This window comes from Clostridium liquoris, from assembly GCF_002995785.1.
In the GTDB taxonomy this organism is placed as follows: Bacteria; Bacillota; Clostridia; order Clostridiales; family Clostridiaceae; genus Clostridium_AO; species Clostridium_AO liquoris.
Genome location: NZ_PVXO01000048.1, coordinates 1 through 18,260, shown reverse-complemented (window position 1 = coordinate 18,260; position 18,260 = coordinate 1). Strand labels below are relative to the sequence as shown.

Annotated in this window: 12 protein-coding genes, 1 tRNA gene, 1 riboswitch and 1 other annotated feature; of the genes, 3 read left to right on the top strand and 10 right to left on the bottom strand. The window is 31.3% G+C overall.

The window, feature by feature from the left end; all coding sequences use genetic code 11:
- Nucleotides 1-309 precede the first annotated feature (309 nt).
- Nucleotides 310-384 (top strand) — tRNA-Gln (locus tag CLLI_RS09100).
- 85 nt (nucleotides 385-469) lie between these two features.
- Nucleotides 470-673, top strand: a binding site (T-box leader).
- Between the two features lie 73 nt (nucleotides 674-746).
- The gene (gene leuS / locus CLLI_RS09095) at nucleotides 747-3,185 is read left to right on the top strand and encodes a leucine--tRNA ligase (RefSeq protein WP_106063903.1); all 2,439 of its coding nucleotides are present in this window, start codon (nucleotides 747-749) and stop codon (nucleotides 3,183-3,185) included.
- Between the two features lie 34 nt (nucleotides 3,186-3,219).
- Here leuS and yjbM read toward each other — a convergent pair whose 3' ends face one another.
- From yjbM to CLLI_RS09055, 8 genes are all read right to left on the bottom strand, one after another.
- Complete coding sequence (yjbM, locus tag CLLI_RS09090) at nucleotides 3,220-4,008, bottom strand: GTP diphosphokinase (protein WP_106063902.1); 789 nt, start codon at nucleotides 4,006-4,008, stop codon at nucleotides 3,220-3,222.
- Nucleotides 4,009-4,124: 116 nt separating this feature from the next.
- On the bottom strand, nucleotides 4,125-6,632 hold the full coding sequence (locus CLLI_RS09085; protein WP_106063901.1) for a CoA-disulfide reductase: 2,508 nt from the start codon (nucleotides 6,630-6,632) through the stop codon (nucleotides 4,125-4,127).
- Between the two features lie 34 nt (nucleotides 6,633-6,666).
- On the bottom strand, nucleotides 6,667-6,951 hold the full coding sequence (locus CLLI_RS09080) for an ArsR/SmtB family transcription factor (RefSeq protein ID WP_106063900.1): 285 nt from the start codon (nucleotides 6,949-6,951) through the stop codon (nucleotides 6,667-6,669).
- 76 nt (nucleotides 6,952-7,027) lie between these two features.
- Complete coding sequence (locus CLLI_RS09075) at nucleotides 7,028-7,714, bottom strand: metallophosphoesterase (RefSeq protein WP_106063899.1); 687 nt, start codon at nucleotides 7,712-7,714, stop codon at nucleotides 7,028-7,030.
- Between the two features lie 4 nt (nucleotides 7,715-7,718).
- Nucleotides 7,719-7,982, bottom strand: a complete 264-nt coding sequence (locus CLLI_RS09070) for an EscU/YscU/HrcU family type III secretion system export apparatus switch protein (protein ID WP_106063898.1) — start codon at nucleotides 7,980-7,982, stop codon at nucleotides 7,719-7,721.
- A 30-nt stretch (nucleotides 7,983-8,012) separates the two neighbouring features.
- Nucleotides 8,013-9,638, bottom strand: a complete 1,626-nt coding sequence (locus CLLI_RS09065) for a ring-infected erythrocyte surface antigen domain-containing protein (protein WP_106063897.1) — start codon at nucleotides 9,636-9,638, stop codon at nucleotides 8,013-8,015.
- Between the two features lie 122 nt (nucleotides 9,639-9,760).
- A complete protein-coding gene (locus tag CLLI_RS09060) occupies nucleotides 9,761-10,381 on the bottom strand; it encodes an ECF transporter S component (RefSeq protein WP_106063896.1) in 621 nt (206 codons plus the stop codon).
- 93 nt (nucleotides 10,382-10,474) lie between these two features.
- A riboswitch (FMN riboswitch) is annotated at nucleotides 10,475-10,589 on the bottom strand.
- Nucleotides 10,590-10,655: 66 nt separating this feature from the next.
- Nucleotides 10,656-12,848, bottom strand: a complete 2,193-nt coding sequence (locus CLLI_RS09055) for a Tex family protein (protein WP_106063895.1) — start codon at nucleotides 12,846-12,848, stop codon at nucleotides 10,656-10,658.
- A gap of 127 nt (nucleotides 12,849-12,975) precedes the next feature.
- On the opposite strand from CLLI_RS09055, the gene CLLI_RS09050 reads away from it, so the two are divergent.
- Nucleotides 12,976-14,316, top strand: a complete 1,341-nt coding sequence (locus CLLI_RS09050; protein ID WP_106063894.1) for a M28 family metallopeptidase — start codon at nucleotides 12,976-12,978, stop codon at nucleotides 14,314-14,316.
- Nucleotides 14,317-14,341: 25 nt separating this feature from the next.
- On the opposite strand, the gene prfB is transcribed toward CLLI_RS09050, so the two are convergent.
- Together prfB and secA are read right to left on the bottom strand one after the other, a co-directional pair.
- A protein-coding gene (prfB, locus tag CLLI_RS09045) for a peptide chain release factor 2 (RefSeq protein ID WP_341457004.1) occupies nucleotides 14,342-15,446 on the bottom strand; the annotation gives its coding sequence in 2 pieces (ribosomal slippage) (nucleotides 14,342-15,376 and nucleotides 15,378-15,446; 1,104 coding nt in all).
- 16 nt (nucleotides 15,447-15,462) lie between these two features.
- Nucleotides 15,463-17,976 carry a preprotein translocase subunit SecA gene (gene secA / locus CLLI_RS09040; RefSeq protein WP_106063893.1) on the bottom strand — a complete coding sequence of 838 codons (2,514 nt, stop codon included), beginning with the start codon at nucleotides 17,974-17,976 and terminating at the stop codon, nucleotides 15,463-15,465.
- Nucleotides 17,977-18,260 lie beyond the last annotated feature (284 nt).

Here is an 18,260-nt window from a genome sequence, read left to right as displayed (position 1 = left end):
TATATATAGAAAAACTAAGAAAAATACCCCTAGAGCTAATTTTGAAATTTGCTTTTTTCAATTTTTCTCTCCTAGTTTCATTTTTTATTTATAAAAACTTTCTTCCTAATATAGATTTAAATAAGTTTTTTATTCCTATACCTATATTGATATTAGCTGCTGAAGTTGTGTTCTTTTTGTATGACTATGCCTTAACACTTTTTATATGTGAAATTGAAAAAAAGTTTTTTCAAAAAAAGTATTGACACTATTTCATAATTTGATATAATAATAAATGTTGGCAACTAAAAAACCACAAATTTTAAATGATGCCCATTAGCCAAATGGTAAGGCGCCTGCCTCTGGAGCAGGTATGTGTTGGTTCGAGTCCAGCATGGGCAGCCATAAAAACTCTTGATTTATCAAGAGTTTTTATTTTATATCCTTGACAACATTTCACTAATGATATAGAATTTAATATAAATTTATAATTAAAACTATGAATAGGAGTAGTAGTATTTTCTTTACTTTAAGAGAGCTGTTGGAAGGTGCAAAACAGTAGTAATAGAATATGAACTCACCTAGGAGTTTATCTGCTAAAAGCAGATACGGTTATTCCGTTATAATTTCAAGGGAAAGCCTGCCATAGGTTTTAATTAGAGTGGTACCGCGGATTTTTAACTTCGTCTCTTAAAAAAGAGAGGAAGTTTTTTTATTTGTAAAATATAAATTAATCATAAAATATACTTATTAAAGGAGCGATGGACATGGCTAAATATAGCACTGATATCGATAAAAAATGGCAGCGAATCTGGGATGAATCAAAGCTTTATAGATTTGATAAAAATAAGAAAGGTAAGAAATTATATGTACTTGAAATGTTCTCCTACCCTTCTGGAAGTAAACTTCATGCTGGTCACTGGTTTAACTATGCTCCAGTAGATTCTTGGGCAAGGGTTAAAAGAATGCAAGGTTATAATGTATTCCAGCCTATGGGTTTTGATGCTTTTGGTCTCCCTGCTGAAAATTTTGCTATAAAAACAGGAATTCACCCAAAAGATTCAACCTTTAAAAATATAGAAACCATGGAACAACAACTAAAAGCTATGGGTGCTATGTTTAACTGGGAAAATGAAGTTATTACCTGTAAACCTGATTATTATAAATGGACTCAATGGTTATTTTTACAGTTATATAAAAAAGGTTTAGCATATAGGAAAAAAGCTCCTGTAAACTGGTGCCCAAGTTGTAATACTGTTCTTGCCAATGAGCAGGTTTTAGATGGATGTTGTGAAAGATGCGGCACTGAGGTTACAAAAAAGAATTTAACTCAATGGTTCCTAAAAATAACAGATTATGCAGAGGAGTTATTAGAAAAACTTGATGGATTGGATTGGCCTGAAAAAACAAAAGCTATGCAAAGGCATTGGATTGGAAAATCCACAGGAGCAGAAGTTACTTTTAAAATTGTAAATTCAGATGTCTCCTTTAATGTATTTACTACTAGAGCTGATACATTATTTGGTGTAACTTATGTTGTTCTAGCACCTGAAAGTCCATTAGTAGATAAAATTACTACAAAAGAATATAAAGAAGCAGTTAATGCATACAAAGAACAGACTAAAAAACAATCTGATATAGAAAGGCAATCCATTACAAGAGAAAAAACTGGGGTATTTACAGGTGCTTATGCAGTAAATCCTGTTAACGGAAGAAAGGTTCCTGTATGGGTTGCAGACTATGTATTAAGCACTTATGGTACAGGTGCTGTAATGGCAGTTCCTGCACATGATGAAAGGGACTTTGCTTTTGCTTCTAAATACAATTTACCAATAGAAAGAGTTATAGAAGGTGGAGAATCTCTCCCTTATACAGAATCCGGTACAATGGTAAATAGCCATGAGTTTAACGGAATGAATTCAGAAGAAGGAAGAAAAGCTATAATAGAAAAGCTTTCAAAAGAAAACTTGGGTTCTAAAAAAGTTAACTATAGACTAAGGGATTGGCTGGTATCAAGGCAAAGATATTGGGGAGCTCCCATTCCAATAATACACTGTGATAAATGTGGCTCAGTACCTGTTCCAGAGGATCAGTTGCCTGTTAAACTCCCATATAATGTGGAATTTGCTCCTGATGGAAAATCTCCTCTAGCAAAATGTGATGAGTTTATAAACACTACTTGCCCAGTTTGTGGTAGGCCAGCAAAGAGAGATGCAGATACCCTAGATACCTTTGTATGCTCTTCCTGGTATTATTTAAGATATCCTGATAGCAAAAATAGCGGAAAAGCTTTTGATACAGATTTGATAAACGAGATGCTTCCAGTAGACAAATATGTAGGTGGACCAGAACATGCTTGTATGCACCTTTTATATGCAAGGTTTATTACTAAAGCATTAAGAGATATGGGCTATCTAAATTTTGATGAACCATTTACTTCCTTAACCCATCAGGGATTAATACTTGGGCCAGATGGACAGAAAATGAGTAAATCAAAAGGAAATACTATTTCACCAGATGATTACATTAAAGAATTTGGTGCAGATGTATTTAGAATGTATTTAATGTTTGGATTTGACTACACTGAAGGTGGAGCATGGAGCGATGACGGTATAAAATCTATGGGAAGATTTATAGATAGGGTAGAGAGAACGTTAGAATCCTGTAGAGATTATATAAATACTCCTGTTAATGATAAAACCACCTTGGATAAGACGGAAAAAGAATTAAATTATATTAGACACTTTACTATAAAATCCATTACAGAAGATGCTGATAAAATGCAGTTTAATACTTGTATTGCAAGACTTATGGAATACACTAATGGTCTATCTAAATATATAAATGAGAAAACAAAGAATGCTTCATTCTTAAATGAATGTTTAGTTGATTTTATAAAATTAATTTCTCCTTTTGCTCCTCATTTTGCAGAAGAACAATGGGAACTTTTAGGAATGCCATTCTCAATATTTAATACAAAATGGCCAGAATTCAATCCTGATGCATTAATTAAAGATGAAATTGAAATAGCTATTCAAATTAATGGTAAAGTTAAGGGAAGAATAAATATTCCATCAGACTTTTCAGAAACTGCTATCAAAGAAGCGGCTTTAAATAGTGAGGATATAAAAAAACATACTGAAGGCAAAAACATTGTAAAAGTAATTGTTATAAAGGGAAGGCTTGTAAATATAGTTGTAAAATAAGTAAAAGGTATGTAGTGGGTGCACTACATGCCTTTTACTTATACATTTCTAGAGTTTTTTCCGTAGCCATTAACAGATTGTTAAGTTCAAACACTTCCCCCTCTTCAATCAATTTATTTAGTTGAGTTTGATATCTCATGGATTCTGCAGATTTCCCTATGGAAGATAAAGTAATTATATTATCCATTATATTTGATATTATATTAGATTTAACCTCAAATAATTTTTGTGCATCTTTTATCTCATCCTTTATTTCAAGCATCATTTGATCTAACTGAAAGGCAGCATCAGCAGCAGATTTAAGCTTATATTTTATTTCCTGTGGTATATCATGCTTATATTTATAATTTAAAGAATGCTCTATAGTAGCCCAAAAATTCATAGCTAAAGTTCTTATTTGGAATTCTGCAAGTATATCCTTTCTTCCATCTGCCATATTAACTGGATACCTTATTATTACATGATAGCTCCTATATCCACTAGTTTTTACGTCAGTAATATAATCTTTTTCATATATAATCTGCATATCCGTTCTTTGTCTCATTAAATTAACTACCTTCTCGATATCATCTACAAATTGACACATTACTCTAATTCCTGCTATATCCTCCATTTCATATTCTATTCTATCTAGAGGTATGTCAAACTTATTAGCTTTTTCAAGCATGCTGGATATTTCCTTAACCCTGCCGGTTACAAACTCTATAGGTGAGTATTCATTCTTTCTCCTATATTCTCTTCTTATGCTTCTAAACTTTACTTTCAATTCTTCCACAGCCTGCTCATAGGGTATTAAAAAAGTTTTCCATTCTATTATAGCCATAGCCTATGCCCCCTCGCTAGTTATTATTATCTTAATAATACTTTATCTACAATTATAATACAATACAAGGAAAAAGCATATGGTGCTCAACCGTTGTGCACCATATGCTTTTTGCATTAAATAAATAGATTTACATTTGAATCTTCAGCTTCTCCTAGGTAATAGCCGACTCCTCCTATTTTTACTCCATCTATAAGTTCTTCTTCTTTAAGCCCCATAACATCCATAGACATTTGACAAGCCACAATATTTATTCCGCTATCAACAGCAGATTTTATAAGATCTTCCAGGGAACTTATATTTTTATCTTTCATTACTTTTCTCATCATCTTTGTACCCATACCAAGCATATTCATATTAGAAAGCTTTAATTTTTTGCTTCCCCTTGGCATCATGGCACCAAACATCTTATCCATAAATCCTTTACTTACACTAACCTTTTCTGGTTTTCTTAAAATATTTAATCCCCAGAAGGTAAAGAACATAGTAACCTTTTTCCCCATAGCTGCTGCTCCATTAGCAATTATAAAAGAAGCTATAGCCTTATCAAAATCTCCACTAAATACTACAATGGTTTTGTTGTCCTTTTCAGATATATCGCTAATCCCTACAGAAACATTATTTGCTTTCTTACAGCCCTTTTTTATCACAGCTATAATTAAACCTTTGTCCTTTTTAATTTCCAAAAGTTCATTGTTAGTTCTCCTGCACCAAGCTTTTACATCTGGAAAAAATCCTGGATCTGAAGCCTTTACCTTTAGTATTTCTCCTTCTTCCATATATCCTATTGTGGAATTCACCTGCATTAATGGTCCTGGGCAGCTTAATCCACATATATCTAACTCTTTGTCCACTTTATCCACATTTTTTATGTCATTACTATTAGAAACCTGCGAATTTATATCTTCTTTGGAACAATGACAGCAGCCCTGATTTTTATGGTTATTCCCTTTAAATTCATCTGCATCCACTTCATCTGGTGTAAACTTACTCATAATATATGTGCTGTATCCACCTGTCAAATTTTTAACTTTAAATCCCTTGGATTTTAATATTCTATAGGCTATATATCCCCTTAGTCCTATTTTGCAGTAAATTAATATTTCTTTACTTTTGTCTAGTTCATTTAATCTATTTCTTAGAACCTCCAAAGGTATATTTATAGTACCCTCTATATAACCTGCCGCACTTTCTAATGTGCTTCTTACATCTAGCAGTATGGTATTATCCTTGTCCCTATTATCTATATCCTTAGGTAAAATCATTTCTACCCTATTAGCTAATACATTTTCTGCTACGAAGCCAGCCATATTTACAGGATCCTTTGCTGAAGAATATGGTGGTGCATAAGATAGTTCTAACTCCTCTAAATCATATACTGTTCCATTCAGTCTCATAACTGTAGCTATATCATCTATTCTCTTATCTATTCCATCATATCCACAGGCCTGAGCCCCTAAAATCTTACCTTCTTCATTGAATATTAATTTTATGCTCATAGGTATTGAACCAGGGTAATATGCAGCATGAGATTGAGGGTGAACATATATAACTTTATATGGTATATTTAGTCTTTCCAATGTTCTTTCATTATTGCCCGTATTTGCAGCGGTTAAATCAAACACCTTTATTATAGAGGTTCCCTGGGTTCCTTTATATTTAGAATTTAATCCGCATATATTATCTGCTGCTATTCTTCCCTGTTTATTTGCCGGTCCTGCAAGTGGTATTGTGGTATTAGTTTTATTTATAAAATCTACTACCTCTATAGCATCCCCTACTGCATAAATGTTAGGTATATTTGTCTGCATATATTCATTTACTAGGATATGACCTTTAGAGCCTAGCTTTATTCCAGTGTTCTTTATAAAATCTGTATCTGGTTTAACTCCAATAGCTAGTATAACCATATCTGTTTCTAATATTTTTCCGCTATTTAATATTACCCCTATTCTATTTTCATAATCTTTAAATGCCTTTACCCCATTTTTTAAGATTACACCTACTCCATTATCCTGAAGCTCACTTTCAGCATAGGTAACCATATCTGAATCAAAGGGTGCTAGAATATGAGGTGCTGCTTCTACCAAGGCTACTTTTATACCCCTGTGAGTTAAATTTTCAGCCATTTCAACACCAATATAACCTCCGCCAATTACTACAGCGCTTTTTACTTTTTTACTATCCACCAATGCTTTAATGGCATCTGTATCTGGTATATTTCTTAAAGTAAATATTTTATCACTGTCTATACCTTGAATAGGAGGCTTAATTGGTTTTGCTCCTGGTGAAAGTATAAGGTAATCATAACTTTCTTCATAAATACCTTTTTCTTTACTATTTACCTTTACCTTTTTATTTTTTTCATCTACTTCTGTTACCTCACTATTTATTCTTACGTCTATATTAAATTTACCTTCCATAGCTTCTGGAGTTTGAACTATAAGCCTTTCCCTTTCCTTTATAGTTTCTCCTATATGGTATGGCAAACCGCAATTAGCAAAAGAAATAAATTCTCCTTTTTCAAACATAATTATTTGAACATCTTCGTCTAACCTTCTAATTCTTGCCGCAGCAGAAGCTCCCCCCGCTACCCCTCCTACTATTAAAATCTTTTTATTCATACATTTATTACCTCCACACATTAATATAAAAGTTTTATTCTTCAAACAAAATCTTTATCAAATTGTATATTCTTTTATCACAAATACTGTAATTTATCTCTAATCCATTTCTCTCTCCTTTAATTATTCCTGCGGCTCTTAATTTCTGTAAATGTTGAGATATTGTAGACTGAGGCATATTAAGACAGTTGTGCATATGACTAACATTGCATTGTCCTTTATCTGCGAGTCCCTTAACTATACATAATCTAACTGGATGTGCTAGAACTTTTAAAATTTCTGCTTTTTCATTAAAATCATTTATATTGTAATTATCCATAATTCATTTACCTCCATCGTTATATTTATATATTACGATTTTTGAATATAGCTGTCAATAATTTAACCTACAAAGATTAAAGAATCCTTGTAGGTTTAAAATCCAAATAATCGCAAGAAGTTAAAATATATTCTATTCCGTCTACTTTTCCTTCAAATACTTTGTCTTTACTTATACCATGCAAATGACCATATACTACCTTTTCTATATTATATTCTTTAAATATTTCTATAAATCCAGATTCCTTACATTTATCATTTACTGGCGGGTAATGAAGCATAATTATAAATTTATCAAAGCCCTCTTTAACAGCAGTTTCTAGAGATAATCTTAACCTTATTAGTTCCCTATTATATATCTTTTCATCCTGTACTGTAAACTTTTCTCCTCCAGGACATATCCATCCTCGAGTACCGCATATAGCATAGTCATCATAGGAAAAATGATTATTTTGAATAAATTTCATATCTCCATATAAATTATTCAGCTTAGTGATACTAGTCCACCAGTAATCATGATTTCCCTTAACTAGTATTTTTCTTCCTGGTAAATTATGAATCCATTCTAAATCCATCATCCCTTCTTCCATTCTCATGGACCAAGATACATCTCCTGCTATCAATACTGTATCTTCTTTGTTTATGGTATTTAACCAATTTTCTTTTATTTTTTCTTCATGCTTATACCAGTTAGCTCCGAATACATCCATGGGTTTATCTGTAGTAAAAGCCAAATGAAAATCTGATATTGCGTAAATTGCCATATATTCACCCTCTGTCTATTAGTTCATCTATATCCATTACATAGGCTATAACCTTAGCTACAGCTTCGTATAAATCATAGGGTATTTCACTGCCTACATCTACACTTGTTAAAAGATTTGCTAATTCATCATCATAAACTATAGGTACATTATTATCTTCAGCCTTTTCTATTATTTTATCTGCAATACATCCCATGCCAGCCGCTGTAACTACGGGCACATCATATCCCTTTTCATATGTCAGCGCTGCTGCTTTTTTCTTTTCCATAAAGATTCCTCCAAGATTTAAAGAACACCATTACACTCTTACATTAATAGCACCTATATTTTTATCATCAAAAAATTCTCTGCAGCTAATTAAATTTAATTCTTCCTTTTTTTCTTCTACCTTAATATATACATTATAACCTGTATTGCTTAATGCATTCAATACTCTATCTTTTCCACTATCTAAAACCTTTATCCAATTCCTACCACACTTTATATCTACATTCATATTCCTATTATTTACGGAAATAAAAGCATCTACTACACCCATATTCACCGTTTTTACTGAAGTTGCAATTTTAACATTTTTACTATCTATCTTCTTTCCTTTTTCCCTTTCATCCTTTATTATTAATTTACACTGATATTCCCCTTCATTCACTTTCATCGGTATGTCCATGTAATAATATTCATTGGATATGGTATTAAATATTTTAAAATTGTTCATGTCCTGTTTTACCAACCGAACTGTTTTATCATATACTTCACTGTCAGTATTATCTTTTCCTTTTAATAAAGTTTTAATAGTATTTTTCATTTCTTCTATTTTATTATTTATTTCCACTTTTACTTTATCGGATAGATTTTCAATGTTGTCTTCAAAAAATATCGCTTTTTTGGGTAACAAATTATCAGTTTTAATTTTTTTATTTTCTATATTAACATCCTTTGCAAAAATATTTTTGCCTTCTAATTTGTTTTCTACACCCTGTTTAGTTTGTTCAATATTCTTTATATTTAGCTTTTCTTTATTGTCTATTATCTTATCTATATGGCTTTCTATAGGCTTTTCTTTTAATAAATTTTCTAGGGATCCTTTGCCGATTTCAATAGGGACCTTTTCCCCTTCATCTATATTTCCCTTTGTAAAGTTTTTAGAAGCTTCAATGGTTTTTTCATAAGGTTTTTCTATGGAATTCTCTTTCATAGGTAATTGTTTATTTTCCTCTACAAAATTTTTTATTTTCTCTAAACTTTTATATATAGACATGGATTCTTTAAAAACCTTATTAAAACTTTTTATATTATCCTCAGTTAAATCCACATTATTTTCTAATAAAGTTAAAATACTATCCTGATCTAGTTCTTTTAATTGAGAAAAAAATCCTTTTAAGATTTTCTCTGTCTTTTCCCCCTGTGGAGAGTTTAAATTTATTCCCCTGCTTTCTGCATATTTCTTTATAAAAGTCTCTTCTTCTGAAGGCTGATTAGAAGTTTTATTTATAAAATTTATTAAAGTTTTTACTTCTGATATATTTCCCTTGGTAAGTGGTATGTTATGTTTAACCATGTTTTCTAAAAGAGAATACTCATCTTTATCTACTACTATATTCTCATTTTTCAATATATTTTCTATAGAATCTTGTTGTAATTTTTCCTGAGAATTTTTATCATTAATAATAGTTAAATTAAGCTTTCCATCCTCAAATCCATCCACTTGAAATTTAATAAGCCCTGATGGAGGAAAATCCAGATGATTTTTTAACTTAGCAGGAAATTGCCATCCGTCCATTAATCTAAGCAGCACTTCTTCATTTACTTCATCCAAAGTTATTATACTAGCTAAAAATGTTTCTCCTAGCTGAAAAGATAATCTATTTGTAATTCTTTTCGAATCAGGGTTATAAATATTATTTATGTTACCTATCCCTGACATAAAATCACCTCTTATTTAGTTATCGAATAAAAGTTTATAATACTAAAGCAAACTACATAAATGCAGTTTGCTTTAGTATTATAATTTAATTAAACTTTATCAGTTTATACACAAAATAAGTCCTAATTATTATTTACTAATTTCTTTTTAATATTTTCTTTATGGAGTATTGGTGACACACTCTTATAAACAGCCACTGTTATTGCGGATACAAACACACCCTTTATAAGGTTAAATGGTATAATAGCCCATATTATATAAGTATTTATATTTGTAATTGCAGGATTAATTTTCTGAGCCATTTCAACGAAAGCAACTAATGGTATATGAAGTACTTTTTCATATAAAGGTAAGAATATATATAAATTACCTATTGCTGCAACTACAGACATAATCACAGTACCAATTGTTAATCCTGCTATTGCTGATTTCCTACTCTTGTTCTTTCTATATATAAGTCCTGCTGTAAATACCATTACGGATCCTACTAAAAAATTTGCAGTTTCTCCTACAAAAGCTGTTTGAGTGCCAAATAATCCTTTAAGTATATTTTTCATTAATTCAATTATTACTCCTTCTACAGGTCCTAATGCAAAAGCTCCAAGTAAAGCTGGTAAATCACTAACATCTATTTTTAAAAAATCTGGAAATAGCGGTAGAGGTAATTCAATGTACATTAATAAAAATCCCATAACACTTAGCAATGATACCTTAATTAATTTACTTAATCTCCTATTTTTCATTTATTTTACTCCTCCATCCATATATATTCTTAAGGCTAAGGTATAAAAAAGCCCTGACAAAATATTGTCAGGGCGCAATAAACATCTTGTTTATTATACCTTCTTTTATCCAGACTCTACTGTCGGCTTCGGAATTATACCGAATCATGCCTTTCGGCTCGCGGGCTATACCGCCGGTGGGGAATTTCGCCCCGCCCTGAAGATATTATTTTATAATAATATTTAATTTATATTACAAAATTATTATATGATAGTTTTACTTAAAATTCAATAGCTAGTCAAAACAATTATTAATTGATTTTTGCTCTGCATTTTCTTTCATGCTTAAGGCTATTCTTTTTCTTTTTTCATCAATTTCTAATACTGTTACTTTTACTATATCTCCCACTTTGACCACATCTAATGGATGTTTTACAAATCTGTCTGCCAATTGGCTTATATGTACTAATCCATCCTGATGTACTCCTATGTCTACAAAGGCTCCAAAATCAGCTACATTTCTTACAGTTCCCATAAGTACCATACCTGGCTTAAGCTGCTTTATATCTACAACCCCTGTCTTCAATATTGGCTTTGGCAATTCTTCTCTTGGGTCCCTTCCAGGTTTTTTTAATTCCTTTATTATATCCTTTAAGGTTGGTACGCCCATATTTAATTTTTCTGCCAAATTATTTATTCCTAAAATTTCAACTCTTTTATCTATGTCCTCTAATTTGCTATTCTTTAGATCTTCTACTGTGTAGCCTAACATATCTAATAATTTTTTTGCACCCCCATAGGATTCTGGATGAACCGATGTATTATCTAAAGGCTCATTACTTTCCATTACTCTTAAGAAGCCTGCGCACTGCTCAAAAGCCTTTGCTCCCAGTCTTTTAACTTTAAGAAGTTCCTTCCTATTTTTAAACTTCCCAAATTCTTCTCTATAACTTACTATATTCTGTGCTATAGAAGAATTTACACCTGAGATATATGATAATAATGAAGGTGTAGCTATATTTAAGTCCACTCCTACGTTATTAACACAGTCTTCAACTACTCCCTTTAGAGATTCATCTAGCTTTTTAGGAGTTATATCATGCTGATACTGTCCTACCCCTATAGATTTAGGATCAATTTTTACAAGTTCTGCTAGAGGGTCCTGTAATCTTCTTCCTATTGATATGGCGCCTCTTATAGATACGTCAATATCTGGGTATTCTTTTACTGCCAGTTCAGAAGCTGAATATACAGAAGCGCCTGCTTCGGACACTATTACATAATAAAGCTCTTTACCTTTTTCTTCTTTTACTTCCTTTATAAGCATTTCTATAACCTTTTCTGATTCCCTGCTGGCTGTTCCATTTCCCAATGAAATTACATCTACATTATATTTATATACTAATTCTTTAAGTTTTTTAATTGATCCTTCTATATCATTTTGTGGAGCAGTAGCATAAACTGTAGATATATCTAAAAGCTTACCTGTATCATCTAACACAGCTATTTTGCACCCAGTTCTAAACCCTGGATCATATCCCAAAACTACCTTTCCTTTTATTGGTGATTGCATCAAAAGAGCTTTTAAATTTGCCATAAATATTTCTATTGCTCCCTCTTCTGCTCTATCAGTTAGCTGGGATCTAATCTCCCTTTCTATAGATGGGTATATAAGTCTTTTTAAGGAATCACCTATACTATTTTCTAAATATATATCTGTTATTTCATTTCCCTTTAGCACTTTACCCTTTAAATAATCGATTATTCTATCATTATCTGCCAAAACTTTCACAGAAAGTATTTTCTCTTTCTCCCCTCTATTTATGGCAAGTACTCTATGAGAGGGTATGCTTTTTACAGCTTCACTATAGCTGTAATACATTTCGTAAGGAGTTGGCTCTTTGCTTTCCCCACTGGTTTGTATTACTCCTTCCTTATTTACAAAGGATCTAATCCATTTTCTGTATTCTGCCTCATCAGATATAATCTCACTTATTATATCTTGGGCCCCCTCTAAAGCCTCTTTTGTTGTAGTGACTCCTTTTTCCTCGTCTATGTATTTACCTGCCTCTTCATGAATGTCACCTTTAAAGTTTCCTTCAAGTATTATGTATGCTAAAGGCTTTAGTCCCTTTCCTATGGCTATAGTAGCTTTTGTTCTCTTCTTTGGCTTATAAGGTCTATATAAATCCTCTACCTCCGTTAATGTGTCACATTTTAATACACTATTCTTTAACTCTTCAGTTAATTTTCCTTGTTCTTCTATAATTCTTATAACGTCTTCTTTTCTTGCATCCAAATTTCTTAAATATATAAGTCTTTCTGAAAGCTGCCTTAAAATAACATCTGTTAGCCCACCGGTAACCTCCTTTCTATATCTTGCAATGAAAGGGATTGTATTTCCTCCATCCAATAGCTCTATAACATTTTCTACTTGTTTTATGGTAACGTTCAATTCTTTACTTAATCTTTCCTCTATGCTTTTCATATGTACCTCCATTTTTTTATTCTTATGTCAACTAACTTGAAGCCAAAATTATTTTACACCAGTTATATACTATTTTGCAATGTAATATATATCTTTAGAAGATATTAATTTTATAAGGAGATTTTCAATGCTTAAAAAACTTCTTAACTATATTATAACGTTATTTCTTATAATCTTTTACTTTAGTTTTAACCTATTCTTAAGTATAAAACCCTTTAATAGTTATTCTGTAAAAAAAAATATAGAATATTTATCTTCTGAAGAATTAAAGGGTAGGTTAGCTGGCACAATAGAAAATATAGAAGCCGCAAATTTTGTTAAAGATAAATTTATTGATAATAAACTTAAGCCTTTCAATAATAGTTACTATCATAGTTTTTCTACATTTTATCCCGAAAGATCAGAAGAAAAGCCTTATCTAAGAATTATAAATAACAAAAATGAGATAATAAAAGAATATGTATATTCTAAAGATTATAAAGAAGATATGTTAAACTTTAGAAATAACAAAATTATTTTTGATAAATCAAATAATATATCCTCAGATAATAACTTTTTTACAGTGGACTCCGACTATGGTAAATTTCTATTTTTCGTGCCAGAAAAGGATGAACTAAATTTTAGAAGTTCATTTTTTCCTAAAACTAAAACTGATATGTATGTAATGATAACTAATTCTACAAAAAAAGATATTAATAATTATATAAACAATGGCTATAAGGTAGACTGTTTTATACCTTATACAATAAAAGAAACAACCATTAGTAATGTAATAGGTTTACTTGATGGAAAGGATACAACTTCCTCACCTATTATAATTTCTGCCCATTTTGATCATTTGGGTACAGATTTGAAAAATACAGTATATACCGGTGCCTTAGACAATGCCTCTGGTATTTCCTTTATAATCGAAATGAGCAAATATTTAAAATCCATAGGAAAACCTAATAAAAACATGCTCTTTATAGGTTTTAACGGAGAAGAATTTGGCTGCTTAGGTTCCAATGAGTTTGTTAAGGAAAACCTACCCATATTGCAAAATAGCAAAGTTTTTAATTTTGATATGATAGGAACTGATAATTCTACTCCCTTATGTATTATGGGGGGTAAGAATGATTCCATAAATTCTCCCCTAATAAAATCTGCTGGCTCAGTATGTTCAAAAGAGAATATATATTTTAACTATTTATTTCAAGACTCTAGCGACCATGAGGCTTTTACAAATTCGGGAATTGAAGCCATAACTTTTATAGATAATGATTTAACTCGTATTCATACTCCTAATGATAAAGCTTCCTTTATAAGCACTAAATCTATAGATAGATGCTTTAAAGTAGCCAATAGGGAAATTATAAAATATGCTTATAATAACAATCCATTAATTCTAAATTATAAGGAATTTTGTATAACCTCTTTTATAGCCATTTTACTTTTATTTATTCTATCCTGTAAAACTAAAAGGTGCTAATTTCTAGCACCTTTTTAATATATTATTATTGCTTTTGCTTAAGATATTCATTTATAAATAAATCTATATCTCCATCCATAACCGCGCCTAAGTTACTTGTTTCTGCCCCAGTTCTATGGTCTTTAACTAGATTATAAGGATGGAATATATAGGAACGTATTTGACTGCCCCAGCCCATGTCCTTTAATTCTCCAGTTAAATCTTCTATTTTTTCCTTATGAGCAGCTTCTTTTAATTCTGCTAATTTTGATTTTAACATTTTAAGAGCTGTTTCTCTATTAGAATGCTGGCTTCTCTCGTTTTGACACTGCACTACTATTCCTGTAGGCAGATGAGTAATCCTAATGGCAGATTCAGTTTTATTTACATACTGTCCTCCAGCCCCTGAAGCTCTAAAAGTATCTACTCTTAAATCCTCAGGTCTAATTTCTATATCCTGACCTTCTGTAAGTTCAGGCAGTACTTCTAAGGATGCAAAGGAAGTTTGTCTTTTCCCATTGGCATTAAAAGGAGAAATCCTTACTAGTCTATGTATTCCTTTTTCAGCTTTTAGATATCCATAGGCAAAATCTCCAGTTATTTTAAGAGTTACACTTTTTATTCCAGCTTCATCTCCAGGTAATAAATCCATAGTTTCTACCTTATATCCTTTTTTTTCTGCCCATCTAGTGTACATTCTTAGTAACATTTCAGTCCAATCCTGTGCATCTGTTCCACCAACTCCAGTATGTAATGTAATTATAGCATTATTTCTGTCATATTCTCCTGAAAGCAATACCTCTACCTTAAATGATTCTATACCGTTTTTTAAATTATTTACTTCGCTTAATAGATCCGATAAGGAAGATTTATCTTCTTCTTCCTTGATCAACTCTATGAAAACTTTAGCATCCTCTATTCTTCCAGAAAAATCATTATATTTACTTAGTCTTTCCTTTAAGAATTTTTCCTCTTGGGCTACCTCTTGAGCTTTTTTTAAATCACTCCAAAAGTTAGTTTCCTGCATTTTATTTTGCAATTCCTCTATTCTATAGTTTAAGGAAACTAAGTCAAAGTGAATCACCTATTTCTTTAAGTGTAATTCCCATTGAGTTTAACTGGCCTAAGACCTCTTCTAACTCCAATAACACTTTATATCAACTCCTACTATGCTTCTCTTCCACAGCAATTCTTGTATTTCTTGCCACTTCCACATGGACAAGGATCATTTCTACCTACTTTGTTCTCTCTTCTTATAGGTTCTTTTTTCGTTGAGCCATTACCACCATCATAGTTGGTAGTAGTTTCTTTAGCTACTCTTTCTCTCTCTGGTGCTCTTTGTATCTGAACATGGAATAGGTATTTTATAGTTTCTACTTTTATGTTATAAATCATTTCATCAAACATCTGGCTTCCTTCAAATTGGTAAGCCTGAACTGGATCCTGTTGTTTATATGCTCTAAGTCCTATACCCTGTTTTAAATGATCCATATTATCTATATGATCCATCCATTTTGTATCAACAACTCTTAAAAGGATAACCCTTTCAATTTCTCTCATCTGTTCAGATTCAAATTTCTCTTCTTTTTCCATATACATATTATGAGCCATTGTGTATAATTTTTCTTTTATTTCATCATTTGATAACTTTGCTAAATCATCAACCTTTAAATAATCCTTTGGAATATATATATCTTCTAAATAGTTGATAAGGTTTCCTAAATCATTTTCGAATTCTTCTTCTACTCCAGAAATATGAGAATCCACTGCTGAATAAATTAAATCCTTTATCATTTCTTGAATTTGATCTTTTAAATCTTCTCCTTCAAGAACTTGAGATCTCTGTTTATAGATTATTTCCCTTTGTTGATTTATTACATCATCATATTGTATTAATGTTTTTCTTATATCAAAATTGTTTCCTTCTACTTTCTTCTGGGCATTTTCTATAGCATTACTTACCATTTTACTTTCTATAGCTTCATCATCGCCAAGGCCTAACTTTTCAACTACTCCCTTTAACTTATCAGAACCGAAGATTCTCATTAAATCATCTTCTAAGCATACGTAGAACCTTGATTCACCAGGATCTCCCTGACGACCAGAACGTCCTCTTAACTGGTTATCAATTCTTCTTGATTCATGTCTTTCTGTACCAATTATCTTAAGTCCGCCTGCCTCTACTACTCCTTCTCCCAGCTTAATATCAGTACCACGTCCTGCCATATTAGTAGCAATTGTAACCATACCAAATTCACCAGCATGAGATATTATTTCAGCTTCTTTTTCATGGTATTTAGCATTAAGAACTTGATGACGAATTCCTCTCTTTTTAAGCATTTCTGAAAGCAATTCTGATTTTTCTATACTTACAGTACCTACCAGTATAGGCTGACCCTTTTTATTAGTTTCTACTATTTCATTAACTACAGACTTAAATTTTCCCTTAGCAGTTTTATAAACTAAATCTGGTTGGTCAATTCTTATAACTGGTTCATGTGTTGGGATAACTATTACATCAAGACCATATATTTCTCTAAATTCCCCTTCTTCTGTTTGGGCTGTACCTGTCATACCAGATAACTTTTTGAACATTCTAAAGTAATTCTGATAAGTTATAGTAGCTAAAGTTTTAGATTCTCTCTCTACTTTAACCCCTTCTTTAGCTTCTATAGCCTGATGCAGACCATCACTATATCTCCTTCCTTCCATAACTCTGCCAGTAAATTCATCTACTATCATTACTTCGCCATCTCTTACTATGTAGTCCTTATCCATTTTCATCATATAATTAGCTTTTAATGCCTGAACCACATGATGTTGAATTTCCATATTTTCAGGATCTGCATAATTTTCTAATTTAAAATATGCTTCTGCATTCTTTATCCCTTTATCAGTAAGTATTACTGCATTGGCCTTTTCATCTACAGTAAAATCTTCATCTTTAGTCAAAGATTTAGCGAAATAATCTGCTACCTTATAAAACTCTGTGGATTTTTCTCCTTGGCCAGATATAATAAGAGGAGTTCTTGCTTCATCTATTAAAATAGAGTCAACTTCATCTACTATAGCAAAATTTAATCCTCTTTGTACCCTTTCTTCTTTATAAATAACCATGTTATCTCTTAAATAATCAAAGCCGAATTCACTATTAGTTCCATAGGTAATATCACAATTATAAGCTTCCTGTCTTTCAGTCTGCTCTAGATCATGAAGTATAACCCCTACAGTTAATCCTAGAAATTCATATATTGGGCCCATAGACTCCCTATCTCTTTTAGCAAGATAGTCATTAACTGTAACTATATGAACTCCTTTTCCAGTAAGAGCATTAAGATATGCTGGCAAAGTAGCTACTAATGTCTTACCTTCACCAGTTTTCATTTCTGCAATTCTTCCTTGATGAAGAATAACACCACCCATAAGCTGTTCTCTAAAATGTTTAAGTCCTATAACTCTAAAGGAAGTCTCCCTAACTACTGCAAAAGCTTCTACTAATATATCATCTAAAGTCTCACCTTTTGTCAATCTTCCCTTGAATTCATCGGTCTTAGCCCTTAGCTGTTCATCAGTTAAAGACTGCATTTTTGAATCCAATAGCTCTATTTTATCTACTATCGGTATTATTCTTTTTATTTCTCTATCACTATATGTGCCAAAAATTTTTTCAAAAAATTTCATTTTTTCCATCCTCACTATTATAATTTCAAAATATAGTATATACTTTATAGATTATAACATCTAATCTATAGGTGTTCAACTTATATACTGAGAAATATAAAATTATTAAATAATATATTACAAAAAATACAATAAAGTATTATAATAAAATTAATAATAGTGTATTCGAAAAACAATAATTAACAATTACTAGAGGTTGTAATAAAAGTGCTTATTTGGATAGAAAAACATTATGAATTTAATTTACTGTATGACAAAAAGGCTTTTAGACACACAATTTTAAA

What these genes read in the sequence shown, in the direction of transcription:
- leuS (WP_106063903.1), top strand. Translation starts at nt 747, where the DNA reads ATGGCTAAATATAGCACTGATATCGATAAAAAATGGCAGCGAATCTGG.
- yjbM (WP_106063902.1), bottom strand. Translation starts at nt 4,008, where the DNA reads ATGGCTATAATAGAATGGAAAACTTTTTTAATACCCTATGAGCAGGCT.
- CLLI_RS09085 (WP_106063901.1), bottom strand. Translation starts at nt 6,632, where the DNA reads ATGAATAAAAAGATTTTAATAGTAGGAGGGGTAGCGGGGGGAGCTTCT.
- CLLI_RS09080 (WP_106063900.1), bottom strand. Translation starts at nt 6,951, where the DNA reads ATGGATAATTACAATATAAATGATTTTAATGAAAAAGCAGAAATTTTA.
- CLLI_RS09075 (WP_106063899.1), bottom strand. Translation starts at nt 7,714, where the DNA reads ATGGCAATTTACGCAATATCAGATTTTCATTTGGCTTTTACTACAGAT.
- CLLI_RS09070 (WP_106063898.1), bottom strand. Translation starts at nt 7,982, where the DNA reads ATGGAAAAGAAAAAAGCAGCAGCGCTGACATATGAAAAGGGATATGAT.
- CLLI_RS09065 (WP_106063897.1), bottom strand. Translation starts at nt 9,638, where the DNA reads ATGTCAGGGATAGGTAACATAAATAATATTTATAACCCTGATTCGAAA.
- CLLI_RS09060 (WP_106063896.1), bottom strand. Translation starts at nt 10,381, where the DNA reads ATGAAAAATAGGAGATTAAGTAAATTAATTAAGGTATCATTGCTAAGT.
- CLLI_RS09055 (WP_106063895.1), bottom strand. Translation starts at nt 12,848, where the DNA reads ATGAAAAGCATAGAGGAAAGATTAAGTAAAGAATTGAACGTTACCATA.
- CLLI_RS09050 (WP_106063894.1), top strand. Translation starts at nt 12,976, where the DNA reads ATGCTTAAAAAACTTCTTAACTATATTATAACGTTATTTCTTATAATC.
- secA (WP_106063893.1), bottom strand. Translation starts at nt 17,976, where the DNA reads ATGAAATTTTTTGAAAAAATTTTTGGCACATATAGTGATAGAGAAATA.